The 13,302-nt window shown below is 39.1% G+C and carries 6 protein-coding genes, 1 tRNA gene and 3 pseudogenes; 2 read left to right on the top strand and 8 right to left on the bottom strand.

Translation table 11 applies throughout. The features are described 5' to 3' along the window. The first annotated feature begins 299 nt into the window (after positions 1 to 299). Positions 300 to 1,466: an IS4 family transposase gene (locus RDV52_RS03315; RefSeq protein WP_004367087.1), complete on the top strand. Its 1,167-nt coding sequence runs from the start codon at positions 300 to 302 to the stop codon at positions 1,464 to 1,466. A gap of 672 nt (positions 1,467 to 2,138) precedes the next feature. Here the strand turns inward: RDV52_RS03315 and RDV52_RS03320 are convergent. Continuing rightward, positions 2,139 to 2,732, bottom strand: a pseudogene (locus tag RDV52_RS03320) (transposase); the annotation flags it as partial. 130 nt (positions 2,733 to 2,862) lie between these two features. On the opposite strand from RDV52_RS03320, the gene RDV52_RS03325 reads away from it, so the two are divergent. Then, positions 2,863 to 4,164, top strand: coding sequence for an IS1380 family transposase (locus RDV52_RS03325; protein ID WP_115098582.1), 1,302 nt, complete (start codon positions 2,863 to 2,865; stop codon positions 4,162 to 4,164). Positions 4,165 to 4,331: 167 nt separating this feature from the next. Here RDV52_RS03325 and RDV52_RS03330 read toward each other — a convergent pair. From RDV52_RS03330 to RDV52_RS03360, 7 genes and pseudogenes are all read right to left on the bottom strand, one after another. Then, positions 4,332 to 5,054, bottom strand: a pseudogene (locus tag RDV52_RS03330) (IS5 family transposase); the annotation flags it as partial. Between the two features lie 113 nt (positions 5,055 to 5,167). Beyond that, positions 5,168 to 5,827: pseudogene (locus RDV52_RS03335) on the bottom strand (ISAon1 family transposase); the annotation flags it as partial. Beyond that, on the bottom strand, positions 5,793 to 6,179 hold the full coding sequence (locus RDV52_RS03340; protein ID WP_004367083.1) for an ISAon1 family transposase N-terminal region protein: 387 nt from the start codon (positions 6,177 to 6,179) through the stop codon (positions 5,793 to 5,795). The gene RDV52_RS03340 and the pseudogene RDV52_RS03335, both read right to left, overlap by 35 nt. A 140-nt stretch (positions 6,180 to 6,319) precedes the next feature. Continuing rightward, a tRNA-Leu gene (locus tag RDV52_RS03345) sits at positions 6,320 to 6,401 on the bottom strand. A 125-nt stretch (positions 6,402 to 6,526) separates the two neighbouring features. Further along, a complete protein-coding gene (locus RDV52_RS03350) occupies positions 6,527 to 7,465 on the bottom strand; it encodes an IS30 family transposase (RefSeq protein WP_040557423.1) in 939 nt (312 codons plus the stop codon). Between the two features lie 310 nt (positions 7,466 to 7,775). Further along, the gene (locus tag RDV52_RS03355) at positions 7,776 to 11,483 is read right to left on the bottom strand and encodes a choice-of-anchor J domain-containing protein (RefSeq protein WP_004367082.1); all 3,708 of its coding nucleotides are present in this window, start codon (positions 11,481 to 11,483) and stop codon (positions 7,776 to 7,778) included. 201 nt (positions 11,484 to 11,684) lie between these two features. Continuing rightward, entirely contained in the window at positions 11,685 to 13,265 is a 1,581-nt protein-coding gene (locus tag RDV52_RS03360) for a RagB/SusD family nutrient uptake outer membrane protein (protein ID WP_004367081.1), read from the bottom strand. Positions 13,266 to 13,302: the final 37 nt, after the last annotated feature.

Consider the following 13,302-nt stretch of genomic DNA (forward strand, 5'->3'; position numbering starts at 1 on the left):
TGTAAAATTTCATAAGATACTAATATTGTTTTTCTCCTGATGAATAGATTACCAGGATTATTGCAATGCAAATATAATAATTTTATTTCGAAAAATAATTAACCAAGAGAGTTTATCACGTGGTAGTATTCTATGAAAGTGTCTAAACTCCTCTTTTTATCTTTGTATTTGGAAACACTGCCGTCCACTAAAAATCAGTAATTGTTCTTTGAAATAGTTGAAATATAGCTGGTTATAAAGTTTTTTCGAGTCAACGGATTTGAATTTGTACCTTTGCAGAGTATCATCAGTTTCTGCATATGCACAAAGATAAATACGTTTTCGCTCAGTTAGTCTCATTTCTTGACAGAAACCACTTCAATTATCTCGTACGTAAATACGGAGGTGATAAGTATGTGAAGTTCTTTAGTTGCTGGAATCAGTTGCTTACCCTCATATTTGGTCAGCTTAGTAATCGAGAAAGTCTTCGTGACCTAATAGTAGCTATCAATACTCACCAAAAGAAAAGTTATCACCTAGGATTTGGTAAACACGTGACAAAGAGCAATCTTGCCAAAGCAAATCTGAATCGAGACTATCGTATCTTTGAGGATTTTGCTTATTTTCTTGTTGATGAAGCTAGACGTAAACGTGCCGTTGATATCTTTAAGTTAGATGGTAATATCTATGCATTCGACTCTACGACGATAGATTTGTGTATGGATGTATTCTGGTGGGCAAGGTTTCGCAAACATAAAGGTGGTATTAAAATACATACCCTCTACGACATTGAGACTCAAATACCAACATTCTTCCACATCACGAGTGCTAAAGTGAATGATGTCAACGCAATGGACGTAATCCCTTACGAAATAGGCTCATACTATGTTTTTGATCGAGGTTATAACGACTTTAAACGACTCTATAGAATCAAGACATTAGACTCTTTCTTTGTGGTCAGATCCAAGAAGAACCTCCAGTATAAGTGTGTTAAATGGAGCCGTAGACTTCCCCAAAACATACTCTCGGATGCTGAAATCGAATTGACAGGATATTATCCTCACCAATACTATCCTGAATCGCTCAGGCTTGTCCAGTACTGGGATGAAGAGTTGAACAGAGAGTTTACTTATCTGACTAACGCTAAACATCTCTCAGCACTGCAGATTGCAAACCTATATAAAAACAGGTGGCAAGTCGAACTTTCCTTCAAATGGCTCAAGCAGCATCTCAAGGTTAAGAAATTCTGGGGAACAACAGAAAATGCTGTTAGGATACAAATCTATTCTGCAATATCTGCTTATTGCCTGGTAGCTATTATCCAACATGACATGAAACTCGAAAGGAGTACTTATGAAGTGTTACAGATACTTAGCATCTCATTAACTGATAAGACTCCTTTGAGAGAACTTTTTGACAAAACTATATTCAATAATGACAAAGAACGAACCGGTTTAAATGAACCGCTATTATTTAATTTTGATTAGGTCCACTTTTAGTGGACACTAGTGATATCAAATAATTTTTAAAATGATGAATAGCTAAATTAGATAATATATTATTTCAAACAAACATTGTTTATTAGTTATTAGTAGATTTAAACAGAAGTTGAGAGGGCTTTAATATTAGGAGTTATAATTTTGGTCAATATAGCAAGTAATCTTTGTAAACTTAAGTTTCTTAATATTACATGATAAGTAGGTATTTGACAATATTTCATAGTACTTAATTATACATCAAGGTAATTCTTTCTTTTTATTCAAAATAGTTTATTGAGAAGCAAAGATAGTTCGACTTTTTATAATTACTAAATAAAAAATATTAGTTATAATTTTTAATTTTATAATTATATTTTCGTCATTTTGTAATTACATTTTTTTCTTTTAATACTTTGCCTGTTTTATAGGTGAGTTTTTCAAGTTGAAGATTTGTAAAATTCTCTTCATAAATAATTAAAATGATGTTGGTTTATTATATTTACATTCTATTTGTGTATTACATTCTCTAATATGTATTTTCGATAACCAAATTAAAAGTATCCAGCCATTTTTATTCTCAAAGATAACTTTGCAACCAGGTTGCAAAGTTATTTGTCGAACTTTGTAAAAACAAAATATTAAAAGTTATGTTCTGGGATATAGTGTCTAAATAGTCGTTCCTTAAAAACTATATTTCAGCATAAAGCTTGTACTGACAAGCTTTATGCTGATTCTTTTTATAAGGTACAAAAGAACTCTCATAGCTCTTTTGAAGTTATATGCTGCCGCAGCTAATAATACATTGATAGCATCTCCTTTCACACCTTTATAAAAGTTGCGAGATAATCGGTGGTCTGCTTTAAGATGTCCCATCGTTGGCTCTATACCAGCTCGTTTACAAAATAGTTTGTGTTTCTTTCTCTTTTGGTAGTAGCTGTCTTTAGCTTTAGGAGTGTCTGGGATGAGTATCTTTGTCTGCCCCATCTGCCTTATACCTCTATACCCTCTATCTCCTGCTAACTTATCAACCTGCCTTCCTGTCATCCTTTGGGTTTGTTCTAGCGTCTTTTCGATAGTATGCCCATCATATTCATTCCTAAAAGAACATGCACCAAGAATAAGTCCTGACCATGAGCGAAGAATAGATACTTTATTGCCAAACTCATATTGCTTATGGTCCTTACCCTTGCTGACGCAAACTACATCTGGTTCGTGCAGAGAATATACTTTGTTCTTTGACTTCCTATTCTGAGAAAGAACTCTGTAATATAGCCTCAATTCCGCAGCATAAAATCTTTTAAGAAATCCAAGTGCCTGAGAAACAAAGTCCTCAAAACACTTGGATATGTCAGAATTTTCACCTAATCTTAGTGCAACAAACATAACAAGTAAGCAAAAATCTGACATGACAAAGGTAGCAATTAAAAACGAGAATATCACTTCTTTCGGAGGAATTTATCACATTATGGATGTTTTTTCAAAGTTGGGCTTTGAAAAACTTACCGAATCCGTGTTGGGCAGACGCGGAAGCAGTGGCAAGGCATTCAGCCATGGAAGCATTTTCGGCTCTCTCTTCTTCAGTTACCTTTGTGGTGGAGAATGCCTTGAGGACATCAATGCGCTTATAGGGCAGTTCAAGCAGAGGCCTGACACGCTATTACCCGGTGCCGACACCGTGGGATGTGGACTGAAGGAGCTTGCCGAAGAGAACATTATCTACAAGAGCGAGACATCAGGCAAGTCTTATAGTTTCAATACTGCAGAGAAGCTGAACACCTTACTTTTACGGATGATACGTAGAATGGGGCTTATAAAGGCGGGCAGTCATGTTGACTTGGACTTTGACCACCAGTTTATTCCATCCCGCAAGTTCGATGCAAAGTATTCCTACAAGCAGGATCATGGTTATTTCCCAGGCTGGGCTTCCATCGGGGGCATCATAGTCGGAGGTGAGAACCGTGACGGGAACACCAATGTGAAATTCCATCAGGAGGACACGCTCCGTCGCATTATGGACCGTGTGACCTCCGAACTTGGTGTTGTGATAGAGCATTTCCGTGCCGACTGCGGGTCGTTCTCGAAGGAAATCATCCAGACCGTAGAGCCGCGCTGCAACACGTTCTATATACGTGCTGCCAACTGCGGCAGCCGGTGTGAGGACTTCCGCCAGCTGGAAGAATGGAAGAGCGTTGAGGTTGGTTATGAGAGGTGCGATGTCACCTCCGTCAGCATGGACGACCTCATCGAAGGAAAGTCATACAGGCTTGTCGTACAGCGTACTCCCTTGAAAGACAAGCACGGCAGGGAACAGACGGATATGTTCGGAGTGATATACACATACCGCTGTATCCTTACCAACAACCGGACATCTACCGAGAAGGACATCATTACATTCTACAATGAACGTGGAGCGAGCGAAAAGAACTTCGACATACAGAACAATGACTTCGGCTGGGCACATCTGCCATTTTCCTTTATGGCTGAGAACATGGTTTTCATGATGGTTACCGCCATGCTGAAAAACTTCTATCTCTATCTCGTCCGTCATATCAGCGAGAAGGTCAAGCCATTGAAAAAGACAAGCAGGCTGAAAGCCTTTATCCTGCATTTTGTCAGTGTACCAGCAAAATGGGTACGAACAGGAAGGCGGAACGTTCTGAACCTATATACAAATAAAGCATACTACTCTGAGGTATTCCTTGAATAAACAGCATGTCTTTGTGGTTCTCACATTCCCCATTGGTTTGGGTGGGGGATTTCATGTCTATGCAAGAACCAAAAATCCCAGAAAATCCCCATATCAATGGATAGAGCCCAAAAATGTCACTTCAATATATAAAAGTACCTCACAAGGAATAATGCTGCGGAATTAAGGTATAGCTCAAACATCTTCTCATATCCTTTCCTTCCCACAAGATTACGCTCTAGCTCTCTTACTAATCTACCTGCTATGGTCTTCAGTTGCCTATCTGCCTTAAGAGCTTTCTTACGATTCTTGGGATGATTACGAAAACGTTGGGAACGGTAAATTCCTTTCAAGGTACGCGTATAACTCTGTCGTAGAGGGAGACAATTGTCATGAACTATCTTCAGAACGTTTTTGATTATCTTTTTATGCAACTTCGCATCTGTAGGATAGGTTATATTCTTCTCCTGCACGGTAGAATCAATGAAAGCCGTATCAAAATGGTCTTCGTTATCATGGTCAGTATTAACGCGGATGCTCTCGGCTAATATTAACTCCATACCTTTCTCACCTATACGATTTCTGAAATGAACTAACTCAGAAGCGTCACAGGGCTCTTTTGGCATAAATTCAAGTCCACCACAGAAATATTGGTAGTAAGCATTCTCGCTCCATTGAGAAACCACCATTTCATCTGACACATTACGCAAATGTTTTAAAATTAAAAGACCACACATCAAGCGAATAGCATGGGCAGGGCGACCATTAGTGCTGCAATACAATGGAGAAAAAGCATTTTCAAAACATTCCCAATTAATCTTATTACTAAGTTGGAAAAGGGGATGTTCATGGCTAAGCATGTCCTCTAAAGAAGAGAACATAGAAAGCTGTTTGGATGTACGTTTAAGCATAAATATCTGCAAGATTTATAATGTAAAGGTACAAAAACTTGCAGATATGAGCAAATAATTTAAAGTATAATATACTATGAATCAGCGGAATATTAGGTTTATAAGGGAGGACTAAATAGTATCTTGGCTCTTAGCTTCTGCTCATCAGTCCATTTCTCTGATGATTTGAATAACAGGTACCTGCTTCTTACCAGCAGTTCACTACGCGTATCTCCATTCTCAAAAGTCACAGGTTGATAGGGTCTGTTTTCTAACTTTGCATTCTCTTTCTCGTCATTTGCTTGCTGTAAGGCAGACCAGCGGTACTCTATTCTCATCTGTTGCACGGCATCACTTGCAAGTTTCTGTATATGAAAGCGATCAACAACTCGTTTAGCTTTTGGAAAACAATGTCTTACTATCTTACGCATACTATCGGATAGGTCCAAGGTGACCTCTTCTACTTCTTCCCGCTTCTTTTCATCTATCTTATCCAACACTTTGCAGACATCCAAAGACTTGGTTCCTGCAACAATAGCTACAAGACATCTTTCCCTGCCATGTTTATCCCTATTAGTCACAATCGTATAGAGTTCACCATTGGACAAGGATGTCTCGTCTATAGCTAAGTTTTTGCCAATATTATCCTCAAAGAGAAGCCACTTCTGTGCATGAGGCAACTGCTCCCAGGACCTGTAACCGCTTAATGTTTCCTTATATTGTTTCTCAAAACTATGTCCATTGATATGATAGAATTTCTCAAGTGTACGGCAGGTCACTGGGGATGTCTCCATACGTTTCTTTTAAAAAAGCTCCGAACTCTTTGGAATAACGAGTCCCGGAGGCTGTAATATCAATCTGCAAGGGAAGAGAGAAACTCTTACCCGTACGAATATCTATCCATCGACGTCTACGAAGAACCAATATGACCTTATGGTCCCGAATCGGGAAGTCTGTCACCTCGACGGCATCCATAAAGCCTTTAGATTCAAAATGAAGATCATCGCAAAGTTCTTTCTCCATCTTCTCATCAAGATAAATGCGTAACAAAGAACTATTAGACTCTATCTTAACAATAGAGAAATAATGTAAGACATCGCATGGTAAAACGAATTCGGCTAATTGATATAGGTATTTTTCTTCCATAATACAAAGGAAAGAAAAATATATTAATTAAGAAAATTTCCACACCTCTTTTCTACTGAGCCTTGTTATATAGTACACTTTTAGTACATGTTGAAAAAGAAAAATCCCCTGTAAATCAATAATTTACAAGGGATTTGTAGTACCCAGACCCGGGCTCGAACCGGGATGGATTGCTCCACTGGTGTTTGAGACCAGCGCGTCTACCTATTCCGCCATCTGGGCTTATATTTTATTTTAAGTGGTGCAAAGGTATATAGAAAAAGTGAGAATGACAAATTTATAAAAAGATTTTTCTACTAAAGAGTCAATAAAGATTATAAGCGCAGAGTCAACCAGCAAGTGCAAAATTACAAAACGTGTTTAAAGAACTCGCACTTTGGAGTAGAAAAGTTTAATTTTTCTCTTGGTCTTTCGTTCAATTTCTTTTGTATGGACATAATTCTCTTGTCCGTATAGTTATCAAACGAATCCTTTTTAGGTATATACTGCCTGATTAATTTGTTTGTATTCTCAACAGCTCCCTTTTGCCATGAACAATATGGGTCAGCGAAGTACACGGGCACGCCTAAGTATTTGGTGATGTCCTTATGTGCCGCAAATTCAGGTCCGTTATCTGTTGTAATCGTCTTGAGGCTGTCCTTGTATGGCAGCAGTAGTTTCCTAACCACCTTTACCAGAGGCTTTGACAGTTTTCCAAATGGCAGTTTCTGCATAAACAACATATTGGTGGATTTCTCCACCATTGTGAGTATGGCGTGCTGGGCAGGGGCGACGATCAAGTCCATCTCAAAATCTCCGAATCTCTTCCCGTCAACTTCCTTACTTCTTTCATGGATACTCACCCTGTCCTTTATTGGAAGATGTCCGCCTTTGGGACGATGCCTGTATTTCATCTTATGCCTTGTGTGCTCTGCAAGTTTCCCTGTTGTGTCATTGTGGATGATGTTATAGATGGACTGGTGGGACACCTCTATGCCCTCATTCATGCGCAGATACCCTGATATTTGTCTTGGAGACCACTGGTCGTTGGTAATATATTCTTTAATTCTCCAAACTAATTCGTCGGAGAGCTTGGCGTTGGTTACCGTGCTCTTTCTGCGCTGCATAGCCATATCATGCGCCTTCGTCCAGATATACTTTCCGGAAGGCGTGCTGTTGCGTTTGATTTCACGTGAGAGTGTTGACTGACTAATACCGACGATGTCGGCAATTTCTTTTCTCGCTGTTTTCTTTTGGAGTAAGGCAAAAATTTGCGACCTTTGCTCCGAGATTAATTGATGATACATTTGCAATACAAAATTAGTTAATCTTTGGGAGACTTCGGTCTCCTTTTTTATTTGTATTGCTGGTTGTTTCTTTTTCCTCTCCGAGAGATGCAGACAACCTCTCGCTACGCGTCGAGAACGTCTGCATCTCTCGGAGAGGGACACTCTTTTATTGCACTTCGATTTGGAAAGTACATAAGTTTCTATTTTGTAATTATAAAAAATAAAATCGTAATTATAAAATAGAAATCTTTTATTATACAATAAAAAACTGGTTATTAGAGCCATACTTACCCTAATAACCAGTTTGATTTTTTGGATTTATTGATGCTTATTTGTTCTGCAACTTATAAGTTTTAACATCGCCATCAACAACAAGTTTTAGGACAATAATGCCTTGCTGCAAGTTGGCAATACTGATGTTTGGTTCGTAGCCTCCTTGTTTCAGAAGTTGTCCTGTTGGTGAATAGATTCGATAATTTTTATACACACCAGGAATTTGGATATTCCCATTTACAATTACCGGAACGACAGTTCCACCAAGAGCCTCTGCATTATTGATACCTGTATAAAGGTCGGCAAGTGCTTTCACAATTACTGTTTCGGCACCAGGAACTTGAACTATGAACATTGCTGCATGTTTCTTGTTATCTTCGCTGTAGAAAACAAACGAAGCATCGCCTCCTTCAGGAGCCAATTCCGGAGTAAGTAATTGGAAATATTTCTTCATCTTTGAAGGAGACAACACGATACTTACATTATCAGACGGGTTGTTCTTGGTTGTTACTTTAAACACAACTGGGTCTGTCTTCTGTTTCATCTTATAAGGAACATAAAGGAACTGCTTATCGACAGTGATTTCAGGTAAATCTGTCCGACCGAACGTTACGTTGTCAATCATCCAGTTCAAAGCAGAATAGTTGCCACCTTCCTTGCTGTAGAAAGAGAATGCAAGATGGAAATTGTCGTCAATATTGATGTCGGTTAATTTTGAAAGATCGATACGATAGTTCAACCAAGTTTCGTTGTCAATTTCAATACCAGTTGGCTTATACTTATCAATGTCAAGTTCTTGTTCTTTTATAACACCATCTTTCTCGGTAATAATGTAGGCTTGGAAATATTCTTCACGTTGTTCGTCCTTGCTCAAACCGTTGAAACGAAGGCTGAAAGTGAGATACTTGCTTGCAGCTTGCTTATAAGACAGCGTTGGAGAAATAAGCCACGATTCGTACGGATTATGGTCTACAACACCTGTCTTCCAGAATGTTATATAGGCTCCTTCACTCTGAATTTTACCATCGGCAAGATTGTTTTCTCGTTGTTTCCATGTCCAGAATGGACGGTCGCCACGTATAATTAAGTTTTGCCAACCAGGAATGCTTAATATTTGTCGGTGGCGCATACCATTGAACCGCTCGTTGAGCAGAGTCAGTGGCGTAGCATCGGCATTTGCCATCATTGCCTTAGTAATATCTGTGAAAGCAGTACGTTGTGCGTTTTCATTATGATAGAATAGCACAGTGTTTACATTTACATCAGCTTTGGTGGTATTCACGAAACGAACGAGTGTAGGGCGATGATTGTCGAGAGTGAACTCGCCGGCAGCATTTGCCTTTCCATCGTTGCTCATAGGCAACCAGTGTCCACCACCATCAATAGAATATTCTGCACGGAAAGAAACGGCAGCAGTGGCAGGAGTCATCTTCACCTTGTTCAAACCATTTACCAAAACATCGTCGAAATAGAGTATGCCACCCTTGTTCAGCGTAATATCACCTGCACCGTTCCACTTGCCTTCTATCTTCCAATAGCCAAGGTCGTACTTACCGAAGTTCTTCCATTCGGGTTCTTTTGCAAAACGTTCTTCAATGGTGTTGGCTGTAAACTTCTCGACCTTTGCACCTGTTGTAGCTTCTTCACAGATACCTTTCAGCTTGTAGCGAACAGTGTCGCCCAAGATTGTTGAAACTACAAGTGTTGCTTCGTATGTGCCTACGGTAAGCGGACGGAAATCAATGCGGAGTTTAGGCTCGCCATAGAGTGTGCCCTTGCTCTTGTTATACATAAAGATGTTGGTATTGCTCTTGAAGCAGGTTACTTGAGGAGCATGGTCGATGGCAATCTTAACATCGGTAATTATATCTTTTACATCGAACTCTAAAATTTGCGATACGGTTTTACCTGGTTCCGCCTTCATTTCCTTTATAGGGGTCGTTGCAGACAACTTAACAGAAGGTTTTTTACCTTTTTCCATGAAATAGGCTATAATTGCCATATTCCCGTTATGCGAATCGTCAGCACCAGAGAAACTCAATTTAAAAGAATCAGCGTCTTTGAAAGCACCTTTCTTTGTTGGAGTAACAATAAGTTGTGCACTTACAGACTGGTTCTTTCCTACTTCTTCCATATTGAGCTTCATCATATTGCTTGCCAAAGTATATTTGTCGCCACCACTGAAGTTTGGTTTCTGTGATTGGCTCAAGTGCATCGTCTGGATAGCAATATCGTATGTTTCAGTCTCGCCTACCTCACCGTAAATAGTTTGTATTTGTGGAAGAATGGCAATAAGTGGTGTTGTTTTTGCTTTTGAAGCCGGAAGACGATTGGCACTGAAATCGTCTAAACTTACTTCACTATTTTCTTGTACTTCAATGGCAAATTCCAACTTTGTTGCGCCTTCGGGACAAATGGTGCGGAAAGTTAATGTTCCCCACGATTTCATTTTTCCAAAGAAGACTTTCGGGTTATTAATAAAAGCATCTTCGCCACATTTTACCACATTACCTTCGTTATTGAGCCAACGAAAAGCAAGGCGCAGAGGACCTTTATTATTAGGTGATGAAATTGTAGTATAATGTATCTGACATTCTATTTCATCGCCTACAGTAACATCGTTTTCCGGTAAATCGATTGTTTGTTTTAAGAAACCTTTTTCGTTTCCTGTCTTAATACCCACTCCAAAGCCTGTATCGGAATGGTAGCTTTCGCGTTTCTCTCTTTTAAAGAATTGTTCGCCTTTCACTTCCCAGTTCTTAGGAGTATTGTCCGAATTGAAATCCCAGAAGAACTGATTTTTTAATAATTCTTTTTCTGGCTTATCTTCCTTAACTTCGTCAACACCTTTACCCTTCAATGTTATAGTTGCAACCTTGTCGCCAATGGTTATTGTTATCGTCGCAGTTTTGTTGCCAATGGTTTTGGGCTGGAATTTCACAAACAACTTCCCTCCCGTTGCAGGAAGAACTTCGTCATTCTCAGTTCTAACAATAAAGTCGTCTCTGTCTTGCCCATCTAATATAGGTATAATCTTTTCACCCTTGAAGTTTGTAACTGTAATAGTGGTAAACTTTTCTTCAGATGCCTGATTTATAACAACTGAACCGAAATCGAGTTCGGCAGGTTCAACGGTGATATTCACAGGAGCAGACTTTTCTCCAGTTTCAATATTTCTAAGCTTAAAAGGTGTATAATTGTCTTTATTGCCTTCTTCATAAAAAGCAACAAAACCAACGCCCTTATCTCTTACTGCCTCAGGGATTTCGGCAGAATAATGTTCATATGCAGCATTAGATGATGTAGGAACTATATCACCTATCTTGTCGATTAATTCACCTTTCTTATTAATAAGAATAACTGAAAGTTTAGTGTTACCTTTAACAGTTCCTGTCTTCCAGTCAAAATTCAATTGTTTGCCTGCAATATCCTTTAAAGTCAATGCAGGAGAAACCAAATAAGACTTAAAGTTATCTTTCAGCTTCTTTATCTGTGTGAATAAAATAGTAAGATTAAACTCTTGGTTAGAATAGGGCGCATTCCAATAAACGCCTGTTTTAACATTGGTAATACTAAACCAGGTCTTTCCGAGAGCCTCTTTGTACTTCTCTGTCTGCGATAAGGATTGCTGTGGGTTGGCATCATCCAGCTTACTGAAATCAAGTTCCTGCATTTGAGCATGCAGATTACTTGTCAGACCAAACAATACCATCAACAACCAAACCCGCACGAATCTCCGTGCAATAGTTTTAAATTGTGTCATAATAATTTTGCATTAGGGTTATTATTAATATTTTTGTGCAAATAGCTTTCAAAGGTACGTATATTTTGGTAATAAAGCAAAAAAGCGGCTGTATATTTTACAATCAAATACAGAAATAGCGGAAAAGGAAAGGGAAAAGAAAATAAAAAGGCTCGCAAACTTTCGCTTGCGAGCCAATTTTATTATTGATTCAAATGTGAATTAGTAACCCGGGTTTTGTGTGAGGTTAGCATTCACCTTGATTTCACGTGCTGGGATAGGCCATGCAAAGTGATAATCATCAGCAGCCAGGCTCTTACCTGTGAATGTTGGACCATCATAAACGAACTGTGATGCTGCTGGCTGACCTGCGCGACCCGTGTAACCCATATGGTTACGCTTCAAGAAGAGGAAGCGCTGACCTTCACCAACCGTTTCGCGGAACCATTCATCACCAATCTCATTCATGCTTGAGCCAGTAAGCTGGGCACCACGAGCAGTCTGCAACAAGTTGAGTACGCGTGTAGCCTCAGTTGTGTTACCAAGTTTCTCATTAGCCTCTGCATTGATCAGGTACATTTCTGGCAAAAGGAATGGCTTAACCAAGTGACGGCTATTTGGAACTGCAGTTGTCAAGTTAGGATTACCTACATAACGCGTGAAGAGGTAGATTTTGTTGTATGTAATATCATTGAAGTACATAATAATACCTCTCTTGGCGAACCAATTCTGGAAACGCAAGTCAGAAGCTGTGTAAAGAGAAATCAACTTCTGTGAAGGTAGGTAATATGGTTGATAATAGTAACCCTTTGGATTCCAACTAACCTTGAAGCCTTTATTATACTCGGTACGTGTGTATATACTGTTTACATTTGCACCACCTTCTTGTATATTACCTGCCAATTGCATGACAGCTTCTGTGCCATTATCGTAAGTATATTCTGCTTCGAAGGCATCTTTGTTGCTTGCCAATTGGAATTCAGGGTTATCCATAACCTTCTTAGAGAACTCTGCCGCCTTAGCATAATTCTGAATATCAAGATAGTAACGTGCGTAAAGCGCATTTACACCATCCATAGTAGGAGTCATCTTAAAATTATTCTTAGAAACGCCCAGACTATTTACTTCAGTAGGAATATCTTTAAGAGGTACAGATGTCTTCGTTGCAATTGCAGCAGCTGCAATATCAAGGTCAGCCTTTACCTGGTCGTAAACAGCTTTTACAGTTGCACGAGCTGGCTTAGCTTCAATGTCATAAGTTAATACTAATGGCACAGCTTCGTCAGTTGTTGCAGTAGCTGGGTTGTAAGCCTTTGCAAAGTGGCGAACTAATTCAAGATATGCATTTGCACGATAGAAGTGCGCATAACCATCGTAAAGTTTTGCCTTTGCAATGAGCTCTGCGTCATTTTTGTATTTCTCTTTGAACTTAGCAATCTGTTCAATGAAGATGTTGTAGTTCTTCATTGCGCCATAGTGCTGTGCCCAAGTGTCTATCGTATTCTGGTCTGAAGCTGTGAAACTATCATCGATACGATGGATAGCACCATAGTTATTACCATAAATGTTTGTGGCATTGAAGCCATCGCACATTACTTCTGCAGGATAAGCGAGGGATCCATAGAAAGAGCCACGGAAAGATTGATTGATACCATTCAGATAGAACTCAATAGAGGTTTCTGTGAAAAGTGTATCTTTTGTCTCGCCTGGAACATAGTTATTTGGCTCGAGGTCCAAGTTGCATGATGTCAGAGACAATGCGCCAATACCTGCGACAAGCAAAAATTTATTATATTTTTTCATATTCTCTCTTATATTTAATTCAATTATTGAACTATAA

Source organism: Prevotella nigrescens, assembly GCF_031191185.1.
In the GTDB taxonomy this organism is placed as follows: Bacteria; Bacteroidota; Bacteroidia; order Bacteroidales; family Bacteroidaceae; genus Prevotella; species Prevotella nigrescens.

Excerpts from the sequence above, each read along its gene's own strand:
- RDV52_RS03315 (WP_004367087.1), top strand. The coding sequence starts at position 300 with ATGCACAAAGATAAATACGTTTTCGCTCAGTTAGTCTCATTTCTTGAC.
- RDV52_RS03325 (WP_115098582.1), top strand. The coding sequence starts at position 2,863 with ATGACAAAGGTAGCAATTAAAAACGAGAATATCACTTCTTTCGGAGGA.
- RDV52_RS03340 (WP_004367083.1), bottom strand. The coding sequence starts at position 6,179 with ATGGAAGAAAAATACCTATATCAATTAGCCGAATTCGTTTTACCATGC.
- RDV52_RS03350 (WP_040557423.1), bottom strand. The coding sequence starts at position 7,465 with ATGTATCATCAATTAATCTCGGAGCAAAGGTCGCAAATTTTTGCCTTA.
- RDV52_RS03355 (WP_004367082.1), bottom strand. The coding sequence starts at position 11,483 with ATGACACAATTTAAAACTATTGCACGGAGATTCGTGCGGGTTTGGTTG.
- RDV52_RS03360 (WP_004367081.1), bottom strand. The coding sequence starts at position 13,265 with ATGAAAAAATATAATAAATTTTTGCTTGTCGCAGGTATTGGCGCATTG.